The sequence below is a fragment of the Nocardia acididurans genome (assembly GCF_016741815.1).
GTDB lineage: Bacteria > Actinomycetota > Actinomycetes > Mycobacteriales > Mycobacteriaceae > Nocardia > Nocardia acididurans.
The window spans coordinates 199,428-221,004 of the sequence record NZ_JAERRJ010000001.1 but is presented as its reverse complement, the minus strand read 5'-3'; the positions used below and the strand labels follow the sequence as shown (position 1 = coordinate 221,004).

The 21,577-nt window shown below is 62.9% G+C and carries 23 protein-coding genes; 19 read left to right on the top strand and 4 right to left on the bottom strand.

The window, feature by feature from the left end; all coding sequences use genetic code 11:
- The first annotated feature begins 76 nt into the window (after positions 1 to 76).
- Positions 77 to 262, top strand: a complete 186-nt coding sequence (locus JK358_RS01005) for a hypothetical protein (RefSeq protein ID WP_201942276.1) — start codon at positions 77 to 79, stop codon at positions 260 to 262.
- A 61-nt stretch (positions 263 to 323) separates the two neighbouring features.
- Here JK358_RS01005 and JK358_RS01000 read toward each other — a convergent pair whose 3' ends face one another.
- Positions 324 to 581 (bottom strand): helix-turn-helix domain-containing protein, encoded by a 258-nt coding sequence (locus tag JK358_RS01000; protein ID WP_201942274.1) that lies wholly within the window; start codon positions 579 to 581, stop codon positions 324 to 326.
- 591 nt (positions 582 to 1,172) lie between these two features.
- Here JK358_RS01000 and JK358_RS00995 point away from each other — a divergent pair.
- The 10 genes from JK358_RS00995 (at position 1,173) to JK358_RS00950 (ending at position 6,594) form a co-directional block, all read left to right on the top strand.
- Positions 1,173 to 1,925 (top strand): PE-PPE domain-containing protein, encoded by a 753-nt coding sequence (locus tag JK358_RS00995; protein WP_201942270.1) that lies wholly within the window; start codon positions 1,173 to 1,175, stop codon positions 1,923 to 1,925.
- Entirely contained in the window at positions 1,925 to 2,605 is a 681-nt protein-coding gene (locus tag JK358_RS00990; RefSeq protein ID WP_201942268.1) for a hypothetical protein, read from the top strand. The genes JK358_RS00995 and JK358_RS00990 overlap by 1 nt, the downstream gene beginning before the upstream one ends.
- A 79-nt stretch (positions 2,606 to 2,684) precedes the next feature.
- Complete coding sequence (locus JK358_RS00985; protein WP_201942266.1) at positions 2,685 to 2,882, top strand: hypothetical protein; 198 nt, start codon at positions 2,685 to 2,687, stop codon at positions 2,880 to 2,882.
- A 423-nt stretch (positions 2,883 to 3,305) separates the two neighbouring features.
- Positions 3,306 to 3,515: a hypothetical protein gene (locus JK358_RS00980; RefSeq protein WP_201942263.1), complete on the top strand. Its 210-nt coding sequence runs from the start codon at positions 3,306 to 3,308 to the stop codon at positions 3,513 to 3,515.
- A complete protein-coding gene (locus JK358_RS00975; RefSeq protein ID WP_201942259.1) occupies positions 3,516 to 3,812 on the top strand; it encodes a hypothetical protein in 297 nt (98 codons plus the stop codon). It begins immediately after the preceding gene.
- A gap of 246 nt (positions 3,813 to 4,058) precedes the next feature.
- Positions 4,059 to 4,709 (top strand): hypothetical protein, encoded by a 651-nt coding sequence (locus JK358_RS00970; protein WP_201942255.1) that lies wholly within the window; start codon positions 4,059 to 4,061, stop codon positions 4,707 to 4,709.
- A gap of 33 nt (positions 4,710 to 4,742) precedes the next feature.
- Positions 4,743 to 5,180, top strand: a complete 438-nt coding sequence (locus JK358_RS00965) for a hypothetical protein (RefSeq protein WP_201942253.1) — start codon at positions 4,743 to 4,745, stop codon at positions 5,178 to 5,180.
- A 71-nt stretch (positions 5,181 to 5,251) separates the two neighbouring features.
- The gene (locus tag JK358_RS00960; RefSeq protein WP_201942250.1) at positions 5,252 to 5,839 is read left to right on the top strand and encodes a phage tail tube protein; all 588 of its coding nucleotides are present in this window, start codon (positions 5,252 to 5,254) and stop codon (positions 5,837 to 5,839) included.
- Positions 5,840 to 5,947: 108 nt separating this feature from the next.
- A complete protein-coding gene (locus JK358_RS00955; RefSeq protein WP_201942248.1) occupies positions 5,948 to 6,223 on the top strand; it encodes a hypothetical protein in 276 nt (91 codons plus the stop codon).
- Positions 6,224 to 6,315: 92 nt separating this feature from the next.
- Entirely contained in the window at positions 6,316 to 6,594 is a 279-nt protein-coding gene (locus JK358_RS00950) for a DUF5361 domain-containing protein (RefSeq protein WP_201942244.1), read from the top strand.
- Between the two features lie 84 nt (positions 6,595 to 6,678).
- On the opposite strand, the gene JK358_RS00945 is transcribed toward JK358_RS00950, so the two are convergent.
- Both JK358_RS00945 and JK358_RS00940 read right to left on the bottom strand, forming a co-directional pair.
- On the bottom strand, positions 6,679 to 7,464 hold the full coding sequence (locus JK358_RS00945) for a hypothetical protein (protein ID WP_201942241.1): 786 nt from the start codon (positions 7,462 to 7,464) through the stop codon (positions 6,679 to 6,681).
- A gap of 1,777 nt (positions 7,465 to 9,241) precedes the next feature.
- Positions 9,242 to 9,997 carry a hypothetical protein gene (locus JK358_RS00940; protein WP_201942238.1) on the bottom strand — a complete coding sequence of 252 codons (756 nt, stop codon included), beginning with the start codon at positions 9,995 to 9,997 and terminating at the stop codon, positions 9,242 to 9,244.
- Between the two features lie 218 nt (positions 9,998 to 10,215).
- Between JK358_RS00940 and JK358_RS00935 the strand changes: the two genes are divergently transcribed.
- From JK358_RS00935 to JK358_RS00900, 8 genes are all read left to right on the top strand, one after another.
- Positions 10,216 to 12,519 carry a glycine zipper domain-containing protein gene (locus tag JK358_RS00935; protein WP_201942234.1) on the top strand — a complete coding sequence of 768 codons (2,304 nt, stop codon included), beginning with the start codon at positions 10,216 to 10,218 and terminating at the stop codon, positions 12,517 to 12,519.
- Positions 12,520 to 12,616: 97 nt separating this feature from the next.
- Positions 12,617 to 12,922, top strand: coding sequence for a hypothetical protein (locus JK358_RS00930; RefSeq protein WP_201942231.1), 306 nt, complete (start codon positions 12,617 to 12,619; stop codon positions 12,920 to 12,922).
- A gap of 26 nt (positions 12,923 to 12,948) precedes the next feature.
- The gene (locus JK358_RS00925; protein WP_201942228.1) at positions 12,949 to 13,845 is read left to right on the top strand and encodes a phage tail protein; all 897 of its coding nucleotides are present in this window, start codon (positions 12,949 to 12,951) and stop codon (positions 13,843 to 13,845) included.
- On the top strand, positions 13,845 to 15,464 hold the full coding sequence (locus JK358_RS00920) for a Gp37-like protein (RefSeq protein WP_232850565.1): 1,620 nt from the start codon (positions 13,845 to 13,847) through the stop codon (positions 15,462 to 15,464). Before JK358_RS00925 ends, JK358_RS00920 begins: the two co-directional genes overlap by 1 nt.
- 23 nt (positions 15,465 to 15,487) lie before the next feature.
- Entirely contained in the window at positions 15,488 to 16,525 is a 1,038-nt protein-coding gene (locus tag JK358_RS00915; protein WP_201942225.1) for a hypothetical protein, read from the top strand.
- Positions 16,500 to 17,597 carry a hypothetical protein gene (locus JK358_RS00910; protein ID WP_201942222.1) on the top strand — a complete coding sequence of 366 codons (1,098 nt, stop codon included), beginning with the start codon at positions 16,500 to 16,502 and terminating at the stop codon, positions 17,595 to 17,597. The genes JK358_RS00915 and JK358_RS00910 overlap by 26 nt, the downstream gene beginning before the upstream one ends.
- A 66-nt stretch (positions 17,598 to 17,663) precedes the next feature.
- Positions 17,664 to 18,665, top strand: a complete 1,002-nt coding sequence (locus tag JK358_RS00905; RefSeq protein WP_201942220.1) for a hypothetical protein — start codon at positions 17,664 to 17,666, stop codon at positions 18,663 to 18,665.
- A gap of 45 nt (positions 18,666 to 18,710) precedes the next feature.
- Entirely contained in the window at positions 18,711 to 20,519 is a 1,809-nt protein-coding gene (locus JK358_RS00900) for a hypothetical protein (RefSeq protein ID WP_201942217.1), read from the top strand.
- A 35-nt stretch (positions 20,520 to 20,554) separates the two neighbouring features.
- Here the strand turns inward: JK358_RS00900 and JK358_RS00895 are convergent, their stop codons facing one another.
- Complete coding sequence (locus JK358_RS00895; protein ID WP_201942215.1) at positions 20,555 to 21,409, bottom strand: hypothetical protein; 855 nt, start codon at positions 21,407 to 21,409, stop codon at positions 20,555 to 20,557.
- Between the last annotated feature and the right edge of the window lie 168 nt (positions 21,410 to 21,577).

Genomic DNA, 21,577 nt, shown 5'->3' with positions numbered 1-21,577 from the left:
GGTCGTGGACCAAATCGGCTCGGTAACTGAGTTGGTGACAGGCCAGGGCGTAGGCGCTGTGGCTACCCTCGGGGCGGTGATCGGGGACGATGCCGCATTCCGGCTGCTGCACGGGCGCGGGACGCTCTGCGATGTCGTGCTCGCCTCACGGGCACTCGGGGTCGACACGGTGCAGGCCGTGCTCGAATACGCCCAGGCCATCCTCGGGGGCGGCGTGGACGGGACTGTCGGCGAGGGGGAGGCGGGTTCGCGGTGTGCGTAGCTGTGTGCGATCCGCGAGCGGTTGTGCTCGCGGATCGATAAGTCCCTTTTCTTCGGTCGCTCTAGTCCTGCGGTCTCTCCATATTCCGCATGGCCATGGCGACGAACTCACGCATGGGGATCTCGAGCGCTTCACACAGCGCGAAGAGCTGATTCATATCCGGTGATCGCTCACCGTTCTCGAAGCGTTGAATCGTACTGACGGCCAGGCCGGTCAGCTCGGATAGCTGCGGACGCGTCAGCCGTCGGCGAGCCCGCGCCGCCGACAGTTCAGCCCCCACTGCACGGTCGATGTCCGAGGCCATCTCTTTCATGCCCATATGGACCATTCTGAGGTCCAAACGGATTTTCGGCAACGACGCGTCGCGTGTCGATCTTGCAGGCGTTTTGCTGCCCCGAAGGTCCTTTTTGTTCCATTCGGGCTTGCAACAGGTCCAAATGGACCTTAGTGTATGCCGTATGGAACGGCTCGATCTGATGGTTGCGGACAGTGTGCGACGTGTCATGGTGCGGGCGGGTGTCGGCCTCGACGACCTTGTCGCACGCACCGGCGTCCCATCTGACGTACTGCATGGGCGATTAGCTGGGGAGAGCTCATTTACTGTCACCGAGTTGGCATGTCTCGCCCTTGTGCTGGGCTGCTCTCTGGAGGTACTGATCCCGGAATTTGGGATTCGACCGTGATTGATCGCGTGTCAACGGGGTTTCCCGGCCTATGGAGTCCAGCCGAATCGCTGCAATCTGTGATGCGAATCACATCTTAGGTGCGCTTGGAATCGGCCCCCGGAGCGACCGACCAGTTATCTCGCCGTCGGGTCTGCGCCGTCCCTGAAATCAGTTGCAAGTAATTCGAATACGTGAGTACGCCGTGCTGCGCAGGACGCGCGCACGGCCGTGGAAGGACCCCGAGCATGACCGGATTCGAGCAGGCCCTCGAGCGCGAGATCATCGACGTACTGATCATGGGCGGAACCTGGAACCCCAACGGCGAGGGCGTCACCGCATCCTTCGTCGACGGCCTCGACCGCACCCGCTTTCGCACCCGCATGATTCCGTATCCCGCCGACTACGGCAGCCAGGTCCCTTTCGCTGAAAGCCTCGCCGCCGGCCGCCAGGCCCTGCTGAACGCCATTGAAGCGACCCCGAATCGTGTTGTCCTCGCGGGCTATTCGCAGGGTGCGGCCATCGCCGGTGATGTGGCCGCCGAGATCGGCCGCGGCCTGTGGCCGCATCTGGAGATCGCCGCCTGCGCCCTCATCGCCGACCCGCTGCGCCCCGTGGGCCAATGCCTCGGCGAGGACCCCGGCGGCTATGGCGTCGCAGGCCAGCGCTGGATCCCGTTCGTCCCCACCTACTGGGTGGCGGCGGCCGGCGACCCGATCACCGCCCTCCCGCCCGGCAACGCCCTGCGCCTGATCGCAGACCTCTCCGCCTACTTCTGCATGAAATCCCCGGCGGCCATGACCCGCTGGGGCCAGAGCCTCATCGAGGTCGCCACCCACAACCGGCTCCAGCGCTGGTGGTCCCCCCGCAACTGGTCCACCTGGGCCGGCGTCCTCGCCTACGCCCGCGGCTACCTCTTCGACGGCCGCCACACCCACGACTACGTCCGCCTCGGCCACACTGCCCGCTTGGCCGAAACCATCAACCGAGAGGTCGCCTGATGCCGCAGGACACCCCGCCCGAGATGTACCTTGACTACGAAGCACTCCGCGCTCTGGGGCTGATGCTTCGCGAGATCCCAAGCCTTGCAGAGGATCTCGATGACGCGGTAGCCTGCCGCGCCCGCCTCTCCGGCCCCAATATCCGTCTGCACTCCCGCACCAGCGACCAACCGCTGCCCTTCAGCACGACGGCGGCCGCGGTCCGCGACCACCTGCACGCGACTCTGGTCTCCTGGGTTCGTCTCATCTGCGAGCAGCGCGCGATCGACTACACCGGCCCCACCTCCACTACGGGCCTGGCCCGCTGGCTCGAGCGAAACCTGTTGGCCTTCGCCATGACCGAAGGTGTCGAATCGGCCCCTGACGACATCCGTGCCGCGGTCGCGGACGCCGAGCGCATCGTCTGCCCACCGACCGAACGCCCCGAGGTCGACACCCAAGCCCTGGCGACCGCCCGTGCCGCGCGCCTCAACGCTAACGGAATCGCCACGCTGGCAAAGCAATTGGGCGACCCATTCCAAAGCGTGACGGCCCGCCGTGTGCGCACGCTGCGCGATGCGGGAAAGGTCAGGCCGGTTCCCGGCCCGTGGGCGCCGGATTGGCCGGAGCTGTTCGTGGTCGGCGAAGTTCTGGACGCCCATCTGGCCTATCCCATGCGCCGCCGCGCGCTGGCCAGTTGACCCATCCCACCATCCACTTCGAAGGCCGGCGAGTCACCGCACTCGCCGGCCTTCGTCATTCTCGAAATCGGAGACCTCCATGAAGTACACCCTGAACCGTTTGATCGAGATGGCTGCGCACGCCGCTCCGGACAGGGCGCTGCCCGTCGACGACGCGCACGAGCTCATGCGCCTGCATCGCGAGTGCTCCTCGTACAGCTGCCCACGCAAATTGGCCGCCTTCGACACGCTGATCGCCGCCGGTCGTATCGTCCCGGACTCGTCGCGCCGCTACTGACCGCTTCCGCATTCTTGCGAAAACAGCTGTCTACCAGCATCTTCGGTGATACCTGATCTTGGGTGTTGACAATCGAATCGGCTTAAGCCAAACTTTGTGCAGCGCCACAGTTGCGCCTTCACCCCGAATCTCCGGGGAAACAACCTCCCAGACAACGAGTTTCGATCTCGTAGTCGTCCATACGTGCCCAGATCCCTCGATCCCATCCCGGGATCGGGGGTTCTGTTGTTGCGGCACGTCTTCACTCCCGAAAGAGGAGAACTGCCAATGATTCTCGGTCTCACCACAGATCAGTGGATCACCATCGCCAGCCTCATCGCCCAGGTGCTGGCCGCCGCTGTCGCGATCCTCGCGTAGCCCGCCCACGGTCCCTGCCATCCCAAGTCCCACCCGGGGGCCGTGGAGTCGCAGAAAGGAAACATCATGCGAATCAACAAGGTTCCCGAACCGGCCCTGGTGAGATCGGTCCTGGTCGCCGTCACCGGCGTCGCCGCCTACCTCCTGGGTCGCCAGGTCGGCACCGACTGGATCGAGGCCGTCCTCACCCTGTACGGCATGCTCACCCCGGTCATCGCCGGCATCCTGATCCGTCCCGCCGTCACCCCGGTGGCCGCACAGGACGGTGAAGCCTGAATGCAATCCTGGCTGAACCCAGACCTGGTGCAGGCGTTCGGAATCGCGATCGCCACGGTCATCGGCGCTGTCACCGCCTGGCAGGCTCGCGAGGTGGCCAAACTGCGTGAACGCGTTGCCGCGCTGGAAGATCAAGCGGTCACTGACCAGCGCCGCTTTCGCGATGCCATCCGGCTGATACGCGCCTTGCAACGCCATATCGACGAGCTGCTGTCCTTTCTGAGACTGCACGTGCCCGGCCAAGAGCCGCCTCCGGCGCGTTACTCCATCCCAGCCGCTCTCGAAGAAGAGATCTGACGGCACCGAGTCGTCACCAGCCCATGCGGCGCTCCCCCGAAAAACCTCCACAGGTTCGCAACGCGGGTCGAGAGCTCGCCGCATGCCCGCCCCCTACGCTCCCCTCTCTCCCGCAGGTGGAACCGCGGTCGCAGAGACCGGTCGAAGTGTAAGGGGCGCAACGGATCCCGCCTTCGGCGCGTCCCCCTCCGAGGGCGGGATCCGTATTTCCACCGTGGTCGAACCAGCAACGAATCAGGAGACTCTATGCGCGAACCCCACACTGCGGAGGCGCCGGCGGTGGCCGTCGCCTCCGAAGGCGAAGTTGTCCAGTCGGTGAGCTTCGGCAATCACCAGCCGCCACCGAATTTCGTGCAGACCGACGCGGGCCAATATGTGTCGCCGGAATTCTTGGCCTTCGTGCAACAGGCACTCGCTGGAAAGCTCGCTGCGCCGGAGCAAGTCGACGAGCTGGATCCCGAAGTTCGGGCGCTCGCGGAGGAACTGTCGGTCATTCATCTGCCCGAATGGCATGACAAGACCGGTCGCCGCCGCGCGGAACCCACCGTCACGAGCATCAAGCAGGCCACCCGTGTTGCCGAGTACCTGGTGCGCCGGGGCGTTCGCCGACACCCGGAGCTCGAGGAGATCCGGTGGATGCCCACGCCGGCGGGGCCGCCCGGCGCCTTCGACATCGGCGTGCACGTGACCAAGGACGAGCACGGCGCCTGGCCCGCCGTCGATCCGGAGGAGTTCTACAACCTCGACGACATCGAGGTCAAACAGACCGACGACGGCATGTGGAGCGCTGTCCATCCGCGCGGGCTCGCGGTCGAGGCCGGTACGAGGACCGACGCCTATGCCGGCATCGTCGACCAGCTCCGCCGCCGCATCGAGCAGTCGCGGGGCACGCAGTGATCAGAGATCTCGTACGAAAGGGGTGGTAGCGCGATGCCCGAACGGATCGTGTTCCCCGATATCGAAGCAGTACTTGTCGGCTACCTCACCACCGAACTGTCCGAATTGGCGGACACCGCGCAGGTAGTCACCCAGGTTCCCGACCCGAGACCTGCACGCCTGGTGCGCATCGTCCGAGACGACCGCAGCCCGCGGCTGGATCGGGAAGACCGCGAAGGCCGACGCGGATCGCTGTTGATCCTGGATCGGCCGCGAGTTCGGCTCGAATGCTCGGACGACACCGGCGATGCCGCCGGCCTGGCGGGCCTGGTTCGCGCGATTCTCGCCGGTGCCGCGCCCGGCTACCTGGGCGCGGTGTGGTGTGACGGCATCGCCGACGCGGGCCTCGAGAACGACACCGACCCGGCCACTTGCACACCTCGGCAGGTGATCACTGCCGACCTGTTCGTGCGAGGCACCGTCCTCGCCTGACTCCCGTCCGGGGGTCCCAACTGAATAACCAATCTGGTCTGCGCACGAATTCCGAAGGGAAACAATCCATCATGGCTCTGCCCTCTACCAAGTACCTCGGTGCCGGCACCCCGAACATCGACGTTACCGGGGGCGTTCTCGCCGCCCCGACCGGCAGCACGCTGCCGGCCTCCGCGTCCGCCGCGATCGACGCCGCGTTCAAGCCGCTCGGCTACGTCTCCGAGGACGGCATCGAGTCCAAGGGTGAACGCAAGGTCGTCTCGGTCAAGGACTGGAACGCCGACATCATCGCCCAGCTGCAGACCGAGCATTCGGTGCGCTTCGGCCTCACCCTTTACGCGGTGTGGGACCAGGACGTGCTGAGCGAGGTCTTCGGTCCGGACAACCTGACCGTGACCCCGGCCGACGCCACCAACGGCACCCGTATCGCCATCACCGAGACCGGTCTGGTGCTCCCGCACCGCTCGTGGGTGTTCGACATGAAGCACGAGGACAAGAAGATGCGCATCGTGCTGCCGAACGCCAAGATCTCCGAGGTCATGGAGAAGAAGTTCGTCTCCAGCGAGCTGGCCGGCTTCACCATCAATATCGAAGCCTTCAAGGACACCAACGGCGTCAAGGCGTACCGCTACCTGGACGACGGCGTCAAGGCGGTCTGATGACCCCCAGCGGCGGTGGGATTCAACCCGCGCAGGCCGCCCCCGCCGCTGGGCCCTCACCATCCGAGCCTGCGCAAGCCATCTCATACTGAAAGGGCCTGCGACCCAATGACTTCCGCCAATTCTGTCGATACCCGGGTGAAGGACGAGTTCGTCTACCGAGTAGGCGAGATCGACGTGCGACTGCCCTCGCTCTCCTACCTCAAGCCCGGCCTGGTTCGCCGGATCCGGCGACTCAACGACGTCGACGCGCTGTACACGCTCATGGAACTGAGCCTGTCCGCGCCGGTGCTCAGTGCTGTCGACGATATGGATCCCGACGACTACAAGGAGTTCCTGTCCGCCTGGCGCCGACACTCGGGGATCAGCCTGGGGGAATCCTGAGCCTCGATGCTCTGATCGAAGAGCATTGCGAGGCAATCGAATACGACCTGATCACCCTCGGTCTCCGGCTGCGCAACCTCGGCACCGAATCGATGACCTGGAATGACCTCAAGGCCGTGATCAGATGGTCACCGGCGAGTTCGGCGCTCACCCTCGCGACCCGCCCCGAAGACCATCGCTGGCAACTGGACCAGCACCTGCTCGCCGACATCGCCGACTCCCTGCGCTGGCTGGCGTGGTCGAAGACCACCGACGCCCGCAACGGCCGCAACATGCCCCAACGCATCCAGCGGCCAGGCGTGAAACCCACCACCGAACGCATCGGCAGCGCAACGAAACTCGCCGATATGCAGGAATTCCTAGGCTGGTGAGGGGCGGAGGGGCGGGAATCCCTGCCCCTCCGCGGCCTGTGGCGAACCGGAATGCTGGTCCCGCAACCCGGTTGGTAGGCAAGATCACTCCTGCGCTGAACTGACTTGGCGCGACATGAACAGTTTTCGGCGGATAGTAAAACTAGGTGGTGTCAGCATCGCAGAAACCTCTGCGGCATTCAGGTGAGGTATGCGAGTCGGATCCTGGAGGAGGAAACCAGCCATCGAAAGCGCCGAATTGGTGTTGATGCCGAGTAGGCCGGTTGGAATTACGGGAACCTCGACGTCGTTACTTGTGCTCCGAGTAATTGCTATTGCGAACGGGGATTTGGAACGTCGTTTGACGGTTACACCGTTTGCAGTCGGAAGTATCTCGATGCCCCCATGGCCGATAGCAGCTCCTCTTAACCTGAGAACGGATGTCCACGGGCATTCCCAATCAATCCAGGGTGTGGTGACCTGCAGCCCTTCCTCGGTAATCAATAGTTGGGTTTCTCGATTGTTTCGAATAATTGCAAGCAGGGCGTAAGTGAGAATTGGAATAGCTATGATTCCAATTCCAGCCAGGCGATACTCCCCCGATGGCCACGCCAGCGCAAACGAAAGAATCATCAAGATAACCCCGCTGATCCTGGCTGGAGTTGCCAACGCCAGCTGTGATCTCGAAACTGTAATTTCGCGCGGATCTGAGAGCACGTAGATTGTTGGAGGCTTGCTCTGCAACCTCTCTGTCGCTGTCGCGCCTGCGAGTATGCCGAGTGAGAGAAATATTCCACTGAGCGGCCACCAGGTGTGACTGAACTCAATGCTGAAGAAGCACAGGAGGGCTGTCAGGAGAAGACATACAGTCGACACCGCCATGTCCTTCACCGGCGAAACCTCGGTGCACACGCTGTGCCATCGAAAACCATGTGGAGCGCCTGGAATCGTGATTGCCGGAATAGGCTTCTGCCCCTCTGGTTAAGGCGGGCTTCCTGTCGATGACAACGTCTTAGTGATGTGTGTAGTCGGCAGCGCCTAACCGAGGCCTGCGGCGATCAGTGCCGCAGCCACCCCGGTCGCGCCGATCGCCGCGCTGATCCATGCCGCGCTGCGGCAGGCTCGCAGAACGGAGTGGCGTGGAATGAGTAGGATGACGAATCCTGCTGCCATGAAGAGCCCGAGTGCGCCGAATATCGCTGCCCAGGCGTAGCCCTCGGCTGCGACGGCGGGCTCGGTCCTGGTGATTCCGGAACCGGTGATGATGTCGCCTTCGCCGTATCTGACGGGTATCCGAGTACCTTGGGGGTGTGGTCCGTCGCCGATCCACGTATTGACTGGGTGCGTGGAGGATTCGTCCGGTACGAACTGTCCGCGGCAAGTCCAATTCGCCCCCGAGCGTCCGCTCCGGGACTTGCAGTTGTCGACGACGAAGTCACCTGGGGTGCCGGCCAGTCCGAGTGCACGCGCGAACATCCCGCCGCCAGCGATGACAGGGAACGCCGTGAGCAGAGCGATACTGCACGAGGCCAACATGAGAACAACTCGAAAAGCCTTGTCTCGCGGGCGAGATGGTCTTGCATATTTCGGCACGATTCGAATCCTACTGGGATTCGGCCCATTTGGGAGAGCGCCTGCGCGATTGTGGCTGCGCTTGGTGATCCCGATGGACTCAGGGATTGTCCACTTGGAATCGGAACTCTGGCGTCCTTGCTCCGGAGCCGGCCGTCGAACTCACCTGCCGGCGGACGCGTGCTGGCGGTGGCTTCAGCATGGCGCGCAACTGGGCATGGCTCAGTGTATTACGGGCTTCATCGTGTGTACGCAGATATATGAGAACCGATATCAGGGAGTTTGGAGATGCTCCCCATGAAGCCGGGGTAATAGCCCATGGTCCGTTATCGGAAGATCGTGGAGGTATCGAACTTTCCGGTGTGCGGAATCGGGATCGACGTGAAATCATCGCAGTGCGAGCACAATGGATTTTTATGGTTGCCAAGCCTTCTCTGTCATCGCCGGTCTCGAGGGCGGTAACGGCATCCCACGGGAACTCCCAGTCGTATGTGGGAGTGACAGCGCGGAAGCTATTCGGAGAAAGGATTAACTGCGCACTGCGCCGGGACCAAATCGCTAGTACAAGGGCTGGCACAACGATGGCGATGCCAATCATGCTGTACAGGATGACTTCGGACTCGTCGGTAGAATTTCCCAATAGCGCTAATGTGGCAAATATCGGCAGGAAGCTGGCTACGAAAATCGTGTACAGCCATGGCTGTCGGAGCGTTGCCGCCGTTGACTGGTCCAATTCGAGGGGACTGATCTGTGGATGTCGGCTGAGGGCGATCCGCGAGGCCGATCCCGCCGCGATGCCTACGGATGCGAAGTACGCTGCAGGCAATATCCAGGGTGAAAGCGAGAATCCCGTCAGCGGAGGCCAAATCGCTACCGCGAAGGCCGTTCCCCCGGCGATCCAGAATCCGACCTTGAGGGATTCCCGCCAGACGCAATGCCATCGGAAGTCCTGCGGTGCGTCAGGGGATTCGAGAGTAGAGGGGGCTTCACCCGAACCCTCAGGTGGCGGTGAATGTTGGTTCCACGTCATGTGAATTCTCCTGAAAGTTGTTGCTCCGACAGCCGGGATCCAGTGCTACTCGGAGGTTTCCGAGATTCAGCGCATAGAACCATCTGATTGAGTCGAAGGCATCAGCATGGCTGTGAGTTCGCCAGCGCTCAGCGTCGTTCGGTGCTTCGGATGAGTGTGCAGGTGATTGAGCGTCGATAACAATGAATTCGGATTGACGCCCCACATGGCCGGCACGATCTTCCAGGGTCCATCGTCTGATTTCAGTGGCGTCCACCAATCCAACGGTTTATGCGACGTTGGTCGGGAGGTCATCGCCTTGGCGGGGCACCTCACATCGATCGCGCCACCATCACGCGAAGTGACATCTGCTGCGAAACTGGTGGTCGCTGTCCATGGGAATTCCCAGTCGCAACGGTGGGTCTTGACGCGGATATGGTCCGGGGATAGTACTAGTCTGCCGAAATATGCACATCGAATAGCATGGGGCAGTACGCCGAATCCAAATACTGCGATCAGACCTCCAATGCAGACAGCGGGCACGACTTGTTGATATCTCCAACTCAAAAATATGCCTGATGTGAATGTGGATGTTATGCAGAGCATGGTGAACAGATGGCGCGGAGTGAAGAACGGATACCGTAGGATGAACGTATGAGGGTGGTTTGTAGTGACCACCTGAGGAATCCTCCAGGCTGGGGCGAAAAGTGGGCTAGAAATTCCCATCGCACCGATCGATATGATTGCCAGTACGGTAGCCAGTCTGACGGAAAGTTCCTGTATCTCAAACCCGCCGAGCGCCAGAATTGCGGCTATCGCAAGGAATAGTATTCCAATAATCACACCACCGATTCCGCGCCCCTCGTGCCAAGCGTAGATTCTTTCGTATCCCTCGGGCGGCTCGGTGGTTCCCGTAGTGTTTGGAATTCTCAATTCGTCCTCGAATTATGACATCGATAGATTTGCCAATAATTGCACGCCGATTTCGGCGCTCTCGCATCAGCCAGCCTGATGACAATCCGTTCCAGTCATTTTCTAGTGAACATTGAAGGAGTAGCACGTTGTCGGATGATGAATTCACTGGCAGTATCACGGACATCCTGAAAGTTGTCAATGAGGGGAAGGGGCGAAACGATGGCCCGCCGAGCGTAATGACCGGGACCGATGAAGAGGTCGTGAACATCCTGGTTCCGCAGTTGCAGGCTCAGCCGAGCGGTCCCAATCTGGCTCAGGATCTCCCCTATCTTGTTGGTGGTGGACCCGAGTTGGGCCCCGGGGAATCAGCGACGCTACCCGGAGGGACGCAGGTGCAGAACGGGTCTGCGGGGGATTTGACGCAAACCTGGACCGTTCCTGGGCAGTCGCCCGTTACCGTGGATCGGAACCCTACGCTCGTTGACCAGGTTGTGGCTGCACAGCAGCCGCGGCAGGAAGATCCGCCGCCGACCGGCGGCATCGAAGATTTCGTTGGTCTGCTGAATGTCGGCTCTCTGACGGAAACCGGGGGCTCTGCGGTCCTGCCCTCGGGGGTCGTCGTCGGTCGGTCGTCGTCGGCCGTGGAAATCGACGGCGTTACGTATACCACCGTTGTCACGGACCTGTCGATACCGGGAATGGATCCGACGTCCTACACGAATAGAATCGTCAGCGGACCGGGTGCGTTCATGGGTTACGGCACATCGTATAAGGGGATATACGGATCGGACGGGCTTCTTCAGAGCGTGCTCATCTATGGCTCCCCCTCTGTCAAGGAAGTGCGATTCCATCCCGAGAACGGGATGGAATTGGTTCCCGTCGATCCGAAGGCAGATCCGTTCAGTCTGAGTTATATGAAACCTGGAGAGCTGGATCTCGGTTTTATGGGCTATGGGTCTTCTTCGGGCGCTTTGGCGGAACTTGGTATGCAACTTGCCGACGATCCTGCCCGTGAAATTCCAGGATATATGGGGGAGTACCGGGTAAATATCGGACGATTCCCGCTAATCGGAACGCGGGCGGGTGGAATGGCCGGTCTGGTTACTTTGCCGATCGCGATTCTCGCCGATGTCCAGCAAGATGGCAACACTCTTGGTGAAGCAGTGCTTCGCGAGGGCACAGGCGCAATTGTGGGCACTGCGGCCGGCGCGTTGTTCTCATCGGCGGTCGCCTTTGCGGCCACGGGAGGTGCGGCCGGCGCTACGGTCGGCCCAGCCGGAGTTGCTGTGGGTGCGATCGGAGGGGCTGTCGTAGGTGCCGTCACGGCCTATTTGACGTCGAAGGCAATTCAGAGTCAATTGGATGATTACAAGGATCCGCCACCCGATTGGCTGCTGCCAGATGATCCGGGTTATCTCCGCGACTACATCGAATCGATGAAAGGCCGGGAACCGTATGTGCCGGATCTGCCTGCGCCAATGCTTCGTGACGGCGGGTCTGTGGAGGAGCAGCAGCAGTACCGCGAACAGGTCGAAGCACACGCCGCTTGGGCGGACAGGCTGCGGGCAGCGGAATTTAAACTATCCGAGATCGATGGCTACGCCAACGGCGGCTACTTCTCAGGCCAAGGTACCAGCGTCAGTGATTCCAATCTCGCGTTCATTTCGGATGGCGAGTTCATCGTCAATGCTGCGGCGACAGACAAGTTCCTGCCGCTGCTGGAGATGATCAACTCGGGATGGGTGCCGTCACCGGAGTTCTTGTACGGGTTGCTGTTCGGCGACGGCGACAGCGGTGGTGGTGGCTGGAATTTCCAGGCACCGATCGGGACGCTGGCCGAGGCGCTCGGTGGCGGATTGTCCGCGCGGACGCTGGAGTTGCCGCTGTCCGAGCCGGTAGTTGCGGAGCCGGCCGGTACGACGCCGGATCTGACGAGTTCGCTCGCGAATGACCTCGGTGACCTGTTCGGTGGTGACGACGGGATGAATCCCGCGACGGGGGCCGCGCTGGCCCAGGGAGGGTTGCAGGGGTTTTTGTCGGGTGCTGCCAATGGTGGTCTGGTCAAGGGAATCACCGGGGGCATCTCCGGTCTCGCTTCCGCCGCGGGTGGGCAGATCGGGTCGGCGATCGGTGCCGCACTGGGATCCGCGGCCGGGCCGTTGGGCACGGCGGTCGGGTCCGTGCTCGGGTCGACCGTGGGGTCGATGATCGGGCAGACCGCGTCGGAGATCGTGACGAAACCGATCGAGTATGTCGCCAGTACGGCCAAGGAGTTGATCGGCGGTGGGTTCGGGCTGATCGATCTGGCGAACGGGCCGGGTGCGGATACGGCCAAGGGCGATATCTACAACTTCAACGGGTTGGATCCGAAGTCCGCGGCGATCGCGGTGGAGCGGGTGAATCGCCGGCGCACTCTGGCGCAGCAGCGCGGCGGTGGGTTCGGACGCTGACCTCAGACTGCTCCGAAAAGGAGCCGGCCACCAGTCGTAAACACATTTTCTTATTGAACGGAATGTTGAGATGACCAAGATTTATCGAATCCCGATCGTGCCCACCGATGCGTGGACCTCCATTCAGGTGCCGGCCGGCAGCGAGCTTCTCTGGGCGGCGTACTCGGGCGGCGAGGAAGAACAAACCCTCGTGACGTACTGGAGTGGAAGCGAGACCTTCTTCGGCGAGCAGCGGTGCCTGATTCGTACCGACAATCTGCCTGCCCCGCCAGGACCGGACCCGTCGGCCGCAGGTGAGTCACGACTCCCGAACGCGGTTCCGTTCATCTCCGAGAGTGTCTTCCTGTGGTGGTTGAAGACACAGTTCGGTGACTATCCAGCGAATTCGATCTACGGCGTGTAGCCGTAACGCCGAGAAGGGTTCGAAGAATGACCCACCAACTATTGGATGTATACGACACGAAGGTGGTCGTATGGGATGTGAACGGCAGAGTGTGGCATCTGTCCGGCAGCAACGCGGGTCGCGAGGGAGTGCGGTTGTCTCAGCAGACCGGATTCATGTTCGCGCCGACGCAGCTGCTGGTTTCGGAAGGCGCACGGCAGGACGGGGCTACCTTTCATCGATCCGTGCGGTCGAAGAAGGAGTGGGATTTCATCGTCATGATCTCCGGCACCGGGAAAACCGGTGCGGTCAACCGGGTTCGGGACTTCCACGCCGTGCATGACGCCTGGTTCCGGGGATGGACCACCGATAAACCCGTCACCGTAGGCTATTTCACCCGGCACCAGGGCTGGCGCTTCCAACAGGCGCAACTGGATGCCGCCCCCGAGTTCGTCGGGGACGTCGATCCCGCGCGCAATGCCGCTGTGGCGTACAAGATGTCGGCGACCGCGATGGATCCGCTGGAGCGGCATTTCGAGGAGACCGCGGTGTGGACCAATACCGCCGGGCTCGACGAAGGGACCGTCCGCGCGCGCAATGCCGCCGACCAGCCGGCATGGCCGCGATACACCATGAACGGTCCGGGCCGCTGGGCCATCCTGGACCCGTTTGCCGGAGGTGAGCAGCCGAGGCTGGTGCAGACACCCAGGTTGGAAGCCGGGCAGACGCTGCGGATCGACACTCATCCTCGGCACCGCACCGCACGCGTCTACTCCTCGGGCAATACCGCGGGCAGCAATGTGTGGGGCCAGCTCGCCGGCCGCCGCTGGCTGGCGGCGCTGCCGCCGTGGAGTTCCACCGAGATTCTTGTGCAGGTGGACGGCGGCACCACGGCGTCGAGCCTGGTCGTCTCGGTCACGCCGCGATCCTCGAGGCCGTTCTGATGAGCGCGCCGGTCTGGGATCCGCACGGCGAGACACGACGCATGGACGAGGCATATCTGATCGAGCGCGAGGAGCGCCGCGATCCCGATGTGCTCGTCCGGTATTGGGACAAGTACCTCCAGGAGGTAGGCGAGGAGCGACAGTACCTCTCACTGGAGTTCACCTATCCGCGCAACGCGGCAGGCGGTCTGAAGATGATCTGCCCGCGCGACATGGTGCACTTCGACCATCTCTTCAACAATCCCGACGGCGAGGACGCCACGATCCCGATCACGGTGAACACCAAGGGATTCCGCTGGGACGGCTACATCACCAAGGCATCGATCGTACGTGACGAGCACGGCGTGGAGACCATCGACATCGAGGCCATCCACTGCTGGAATCACATCGCCACCATCTGCTGCTGGGCCAGCCCGTTCGCACCGGTGCTGGCGCAGTTCCCGCGGCACATGATCCTGTTCGGCCCGGTGCGCACGCTGATCACCACCTACCTGACCGCGAACCTCATGCGGCTCCAGGCTCCGGGGTGGGTGCCGCCGGACAAGTTCGACGACCCGCGCTGGGGCGGAATCGGTGACACTCTGTTCCCCATCGCGGTGGTGCCGGTGAATCCGCTCACCGATACGAGCATGTGGAGCGCCGCGTCCGCGCGATTCGACATGGCAGACAAGCTGTTCGCGCCCATGCTCGACGATGCCGGTGTCATGCTCACCGCGCGTTTCTACCTTCCCGGCGAAGACGAGCAGCCTGCGCCTGAGTGGTTCTATCTGGACAAGCCCACCGTGGTGCTGGAGACGGTCGACAAATCCGGCGTGACCGGTCCCACCGGGACCCTGCTCGACGGAATCGTTTCGTGGATAGAGGAATTCACCGATGATGGCACCACACCGGTGCGGTATCCGAGATTCGATTCCACTTCCGAATACGAGGCTGTCTACGGTCATCCGGGCCGGCTGGGCACCTTCCGCAACTTTCCGTGGGTCTGGTACTTCGAAGGCGAGTACTCCGGTATCGGCCCGTCGGAAGTGGCGTTGCACAAGCCGACCGCGACCGACATCATCATCGGTGGTAGATCACCAGGATGGGTGAACGCGGGTATCGAGCTCGTGATCAAGGGCTTGCTGTCGTTCATCGGCCTGGGCTGGCTCTACCGCGGTCAACTTGACGACGTGTTCCTCGCTTGGATGGTCTACCGGGACATGGGCCGGGTGCGCCGTGCGGGCCCGTACGCGTTCCGGGAGCTGTACATCAGCGGTAGTGACAAGGCATTCAATCTGGATGGCCTGGTCGCCGCCCGGCAGGGCCTGCATCTGACCCGCGGCTACACCAGTAAGCGGGTGACCATCGAAGACGGTGCCCCGTACATCCTGGGCAAGGATTTCGAACTCGGTGACCAAATCGGATTCGCCCTGAGCGGACAGGTTTTCACCGACTACGTCACCGAACTGACCTTCCTCGACGATCGCGAGAACTCCGCGAAATGGGAGATCACAGTTGGCGACGGTTCCGACGAGGAAGACGCCGTGGTGAAGGCGTGGCAGCGTCTGGGCCGGGTGGCCAATGCGATCAAAGATCTGGCCACCGACGTCGGCGCGGATCTCGACCTGCTCATCTTCTGACCCTCGCATGTGGAGGAGAAACCATGGCGGACATCGCCTTTCCCGCTCATATCACCGTGCATCGCGAGCACGACGTGGATGGGCTGCCGATCCTGACAGCTGAAGTGACGCTTCCCGATGATGTCGCGGACATGCCGCTGCCCGCGGGCCCGCCCGGTTCGCCCGGCCGGCTCGGCAGACCACGCACCACCTTCCAGAAGATGGGTGAGATCGCGGACTCCGGCTCTCGCCCAGCCGGTCTCGGTCCCGAAGATCGAGGAAAGTGGTGGCACCGGCTGGATGACGACGGAATGGACGTGTGGACCGGCAACCAGTGGCGGCACTCTCCGTCCGCGGTGGGGCCGCAGGGTCCGGTCGCGGCAGCGGCCCAGATCGTAGGCATCGAAACCGTGCACGACGAGAAGCTGACCAATCCGGCCGTCGAATTCATCGGCGCGGGTGGTCAATCGCGACTGCGGGTGACTGTTCCGGCCGGTCTGCAAGGTCCGAAAGGGCCACCTGGCGAGTCGGGCACGATCACCGAGGCCGACGACTACGACAAGTCCATCGCGCCGATGCCCGGGGGTGTCTTCGCCTTCCACAGCGCAGGGCGCAAGTTCCGCTCTGCCCCACCGCCGTTGGGTGCCGGTCCCTGGTCCTGGTATGAAACTGACTTCTCGGAAGACCAGCAGGCCAATACCTCTCGCCTGACGGTGGGAACCTTCACGGTGCCCGCGCAACCGTTCGCCTGGCGTCCTCGTGTGAGCGGGCACATATACCAGTACTCGCCTTTCGGTGGCGGTGCCATGGCGATGGTGCGGTTGCATCATTCCGAAGGCGAAGTGCTCGCTACAACCAGTCCATCGGGTGGGGACTGGCTCTATCTTCCGTTGATTCCCTCTTACGGGGAGGGCAGGGCCACCAAAACGCTGGCTCCGAATTCGACTTTCGCCGCCGTGCCGGCCGGGCAGCCCGCGAATCTGGTCGTTCTCATCGAACGCTTGGCGGACAGCGGCGATATCGCGTTCGACAACGCGCGCGCGTCCCTGGTCGTCCATGCGCATCCGATCGGAGCAAGCTGAAATGTCTACTGTTGGTGAATACTTCGACTCCACCAACCTGCGCGGAATCGATGAAGGTCTCGGGTCGTCCGGGGTGGTGCAGTCGTTGCACGGCACCCCCCGCTCCGGTGAGCTCGAGTTGATGACCGGCGTTCCCGGAGATCGCGGACCGGTGGGAGAATCGGCCAGGCCGTTCCGCTGGGAGGGGGATATCGCCGATCAGGCGGCTCTTTCGGCGATGTCGACGAAACTTGGTGCGGCACAGGCTGGTAAAGCCTGGCGGGTGGTGTCATCGGACACGTTGGTGTACTGGAACGGCACGGGTTTCGATACCTTCGCCGACGCCTTCGGTGCGGCCGGACCGGATGGTTCGCCCTGCGTTGTCTCCCTTGGCTCGGTCGACACCGGCGAGGTTGGAGCGCCACTGCAAGCGACTATCGTCGGTACCCCGCCGAATCTTGTTCTCCACCTGACGGTTCCGCGTGGCGTGCGAGGCCGAGAGGGGGAAATCGGCGGGCCGGGACCGATCCGTCAGGCCGCGGACTACGCTGATGGCCCGCATCCGGACGGGTCCGTTCCCACCTGGAACGGGACGGCCGGAAAGTGGGAACCACGGCCCTTCCCCGGTCTCCGCGGTCCGTGGTCCATCAGTGAAACACAGGCATGGGATGGCAGCGCAGGTTTCGGGGCATCCCAAACCAATGTCGGTACATCGCCGAATGTCATCGCACAGCTCGCGATTCCCGCGCAGGATTCGGCCTGGCGCCCCGTGGTGTCGGGCGGGGTGATGCTGCGCACCACCTCCACCGATGCCAGCACGAGGATTGACGCCGAGGTCCGCATCGGGTCGGCGGACGGCCAGATCGTCGCTCTCGGTTCGGGTTTCGTGATGGCAATGGATTCCTTCTGTGACTTCCAGCCCTTCTTCGCCGCGTCGAGCATGACTCCCGGCAGTGCCGTCGGCGTTGTTCCGGCCGGGCAGCCGGTGAGCCTGTATGTGGTGCTGCGCCGAAACAGGGGCGGCGCCAACTACACCTACACCCGATCCGGCGCACAAATCATGTGCTGGGCGCGCCCGGTGACCACGCTTTGAGAACCGAGCCAAGAAGAGCACGGAGCTGACATGACAAACGAACAGACTGTCGTCTACGACGAAGACGTGATGATCGCCATGCGTGGCGTCTCCGATTCCGTCGGGTTGCCGTACACGGTCAACCCCCTGGAGATCGTCGATCGCGAGGCGCTCATCGAGATCCGGGAGGGGCCCGAGGGGGAAATCGGGCCGGAAGGCGCAGCGGCCTGGCCGTGGTTCTGGCAGGGCGATATCACTGATCCGGACGCACTGCGAAGTCTCATGCTGACCACCGCGGATGCTCGGAAGGCCTGGCGGGTGGTTTCCGAGAATGCCATCTACTACTGGACAGGTCTCGAATTCATTGCCTTCGAAGCGGCTTTCGGACGCAGTGGACGGCAGGGGTCGCCGAATCGCTTCTCCGGTTCGGGAGTGGCAGCGCCCGCGGGCTCCACGGCGATCGCGGAGCTCACCGGTACCGCGCCCGCGCAACATCTCATGATCACAATCCCGCGCGGCGAAACGGGCCCGCCCGGGGGGCCTGGCGAGGCCGGCCGTATCCAGGACGCCGCTGATGTCCTGGTCGATGACGCGCATCCACTGGGCGGCGATTACCTGCTCGCGTGGGACGCTGCAGCCGATCGGTTCGTACCCAGGCCCAGCCCTCGCCTCGGTGGTCCGTGGACCATCGGCCAGGGACAGTTCCAAGGTGGCGCGAACATCCGTGATCGGACCAAAGTCGTCGCCAGCCTGACGATTCCGGGGCAGCCGGTGGCATGGCGTCCGCATGTCACCGGTGACCTCAAAGTGAGTGCGGCCAACGGCAACCGCTGCGATGTCGAGGTGCGTCTCGGCGGCCCGGCAGGTGAGCTTGTAGCCGGTGGTTACGGGCCCAACAAAAATAACTGGGACTGGATTCTGATCGCCCCCAGATTCCAGCATCCGCTCGGTCCCGCCTCCACCGCCGGCGTCGTGCCCGCAAACCAGACCGTGACGTTGTACATCATCGTGCAACGCACTCAGGGCGAGGCCGCTTACACCGTGCTCCCCGAGGAAGCCCAGCTCATCGTCGAGGCACGGGCGGTGTGAACCGCGGTGTATTTCAACAACTCCGATCGCAGATGAGGTGTCCCCGTGGCGAAATCCATCGCGGATGTCAACTCCGATGACATCAAGAGCCTGGTCGACCTGATCGGGCCGTACCTGACCGCAGCGCTCGACCAGGTGCCTGGCGAGCTGGTGAGTGCGGGTCGTGCGGTACTGGACCAGGCGGCCATCGATCAGCTGTCGGTGTGGTCGCCGCTCGCCGGTGAGCTCGCCGCAGCGGTCTCCACCGGCGAATCCGGCCCGAAGCGGCCCGGGCGAGTGTTCAACATGAATGGGATGAACTCGACCGCCACGGCCCGCATGATCGACCGGCTCAACCGCAGTCAGCGGCTCGTCGACTCCTTCGAACGCGAGCAGACGATCACGACCGGCGCCGACACTGCGGCAACGCCCGTCCGTCCCGGATTGTCGTTCGTCTCAGGTCCGGCGCGGACCGAAGTGCCTCCACGACAGCAGGTTCCGCCCACGGACACGTCGGAGCTTCCGTTCCCGTTCAACGTCACGCTGAGCGAGAACCCTGAGTCGAATGTCGTTACCGATCCAGCGCAGCTCGGGATCTCGCCCCTGGGCGTGATTCTCGCCCAGCAAGAGGGTGTGCCTGTCCGAGAAACGGGCCCGGATGGAACCACGGTCACCGTGGCACCGAACCCCAGTGGCGTCCCCAGCGTCATCACCTCGCGTCCGGGCCCAGACAACAGTGTGCAGACGACCGTCCGAAATCCAACTGGTACCCAGAGTAGTTCGGTGTCGACACCACGCAGCGACGGCTCCGGCATCGTCGACACCAGGATTACGAACCCTGATGGCAGCACCCTGACGCTCGAATCCGTTCCCCGCCCCGACGGGAGCATCGGGCTCTACTCGATCGGCAGTGATGGGACTCGGACGCCGATGGGCAATTCCGTGCCCCTACCGGACGGGGCCGGGATCATCACCGAGATTCCTGGGGCCAACGGCATCACCAGCAGGGCAGTCACCGATTCGCGCGGTGCAACCCAGTTCGAAACGTATACCGTTGCGCCCGATGGCAAGGAAGAACTCGTCGCCTTCTCGAATACTACGGGGGCTCAGATGGCCCGGCGTCCGGACGGAAGCATCGAGTACGACAACGGCGATGGCCTCAGCGGCGTCGTCATCCGTAAGCCCGACGGGTCCGTCGCCGTCGAGTTCAAGGATGGATCGGTCCTCACCGTAGACGCGCCGGCCGACGGCGAACCGGAGTTGAATCCGCTGGATGTAGCAGCGGAGCTGGTGCTGCCGGGCCAGATCGAATTGGCGATGGACTTTCTCAACTCGACGATCGACGGAGCTGTACAGCATCCCTATATCAACAGTTCCGGCGTGCTGGCCAGCGGCATTTTCCAAGGGCTGGACGAACTCGGCGAGGGCTTGGACATCAAGTCGATGAACATGGCGCAGCGTGCGGCGCTCCTGAAGGAGCTATCGCTGGACAACCTCAAGAACCGCACGGGTCAGCCCGGTGCGAACCTGTCGAAGTGGCTGTTCACGGAGAGCCTCGAAGCAACAGATGAAGCCAGCCGGTTGGCCAACGCCGGCAATATTCTCAGCAAGCTCGGCAAAGTGGGTGGACCGCTGGCGACCGCAGGAATCTCCACCTACGCGTCGATCGATGCCTATAACAATGGCGAAAAGGATCTGGACGAAGCCATTTCCTCGGGCGTCGGGGCGACAGTCGGCGGAATCGGCGGCTCATACGCGGGAGCGGCCCTCGGATTCGCGGTTGGTGGGCCTGCGGGTGCCATTGTCGGTGCGATGGTCGGCGGCTACCTGGGAGGCGCCATCGGCGGATGGGCGGCCGAGAAACCGTTCAAGTAGTGGGGGCTCACGGGTTTGCGTGAAAGCCAGGTTGTTTACGCGGACAGCCTTCGCGCTACCTGTAGGGCGGCCTTCTTCCCGCTGTCTCGTTGGGCCAGTGGTGCTTTGGCGACTCCTCGGACTCGGGCTGTGCTGTTGGTCGAATCGACCGACAGCACAGCCACGGTTATGACGGCTGGGTTCGAGTATCGACGGCCCGATCTGAACACGAAACGGAATACGCGCCGTGACTCCGTTCGCCAGCCCCTCAGTTCGTGTAGTGGCCCACCTTCGTTTTCCAGCCGGGTCTGCACGTGGCGGACAGCTGCATCGTGCGGCATGGGCAACGGCACATCGAGTTCGTGCACGTTTTTCGACAGCAATCGCGCCCCGCGTCGCGCGCCTGCTCCGAAGCGTTTGATCTCTCGATCGAGGATGGTGTCTTCGTCGTCCGTTCCGTTGTCCATCGCATCCTGGGCGATGCGGTTCGAGCGTTTGCGAGCGATATGGACGACCCCTGCGAACCACGCCCCGAGGAGGACCAGGAACAGGGCACTCGTCCATAACCTTCCGGAAAAGGCATCTTTGTAGCCTGGAATGTAGACCGAGTTCTCCCAGCCATCGGTATCGATGGCGCGATAGCGGGATCCGATCGGCGCTTCCCGCGCTCCGGTCAAGCCGATGTCCGTCCGTATCGTTCCGCCTCTGTCGGGGTGGAAGTCGCCCACAGTCCGGCAGGTGCGGTACTCACAGATGGACCTGGTCGCGACCCAGGTGCCGTATGTTCCGTTGCCCTCACGCACCGCCCAGGTCGCCGGCAGCTGTGTGGCTGCCAAAGCGAACATGATGAGAAAACTAGCGCCCACCCCCCACAGCCACAGGGGTACCGCCTTCAGCAGAGCTCCACGCACATCGAGATCGTAGGTGAATCTCGGCGAAGGAGCTTCACCTTCAGGGCGGCCGATCCGAGCTGATCTCGGTCCGTCGCTCTTTCGAACTTCCAAGCGCGCCTGCGAAATCAAATCGCGGTCTGTATCAAACCCACTTCGGGGCGGGTTGAAAACCGCCTGCCTCGGCTC

What these genes read in the sequence shown, in the direction of transcription:
- JK358_RS01000 (WP_201942274.1), bottom strand. Translation starts at nt 581, where the DNA reads ATGGGCATGAAAGAGATGGCCTCGGACATCGACCGTGCAGTGGGGGCT.
- JK358_RS00995 (WP_201942270.1), top strand. Translation starts at nt 1,173, where the DNA reads ATGACCGGATTCGAGCAGGCCCTCGAGCGCGAGATCATCGACGTACTG.
- JK358_RS00990 (WP_201942268.1), top strand. Translation starts at nt 1,925, where the DNA reads ATGCCGCAGGACACCCCGCCCGAGATGTACCTTGACTACGAAGCACTC.
- JK358_RS00985 (WP_201942266.1), top strand. Translation starts at nt 2,685, where the DNA reads ATGAAGTACACCCTGAACCGTTTGATCGAGATGGCTGCGCACGCCGCT.
- JK358_RS00980 (WP_201942263.1), top strand. Translation starts at nt 3,306, where the DNA reads ATGCGAATCAACAAGGTTCCCGAACCGGCCCTGGTGAGATCGGTCCTG.
- JK358_RS00975 (WP_201942259.1), top strand. Translation starts at nt 3,516, where the DNA reads ATGCAATCCTGGCTGAACCCAGACCTGGTGCAGGCGTTCGGAATCGCG.
- JK358_RS00970 (WP_201942255.1), top strand. Translation starts at nt 4,059, where the DNA reads ATGCGCGAACCCCACACTGCGGAGGCGCCGGCGGTGGCCGTCGCCTCC.
- JK358_RS00965 (WP_201942253.1), top strand. Translation starts at nt 4,743, where the DNA reads ATGCCCGAACGGATCGTGTTCCCCGATATCGAAGCAGTACTTGTCGGC.
- JK358_RS00960 (WP_201942250.1), top strand. Translation starts at nt 5,252, where the DNA reads ATGGCTCTGCCCTCTACCAAGTACCTCGGTGCCGGCACCCCGAACATC.
- JK358_RS00955 (WP_201942248.1), top strand. Translation starts at nt 5,948, where the DNA reads ATGACTTCCGCCAATTCTGTCGATACCCGGGTGAAGGACGAGTTCGTC.
- JK358_RS00950 (WP_201942244.1), top strand. Translation starts at nt 6,316, where the DNA reads ATGACCTGGAATGACCTCAAGGCCGTGATCAGATGGTCACCGGCGAGT.
- JK358_RS00925 (WP_201942228.1), top strand. Translation starts at nt 12,949, where the DNA reads ATGACCCACCAACTATTGGATGTATACGACACGAAGGTGGTCGTATGG.
- JK358_RS00920 (WP_232850565.1), top strand. Translation starts at nt 13,845, where the DNA reads ATGAGCGCGCCGGTCTGGGATCCGCACGGCGAGACACGACGCATGGAC.
- JK358_RS00915 (WP_201942225.1), top strand. Translation starts at nt 15,488, where the DNA reads ATGGCGGACATCGCCTTTCCCGCTCATATCACCGTGCATCGCGAGCAC.
- JK358_RS00910 (WP_201942222.1), top strand. Translation starts at nt 16,500, where the DNA reads ATGCGCATCCGATCGGAGCAAGCTGAAATGTCTACTGTTGGTGAATAC.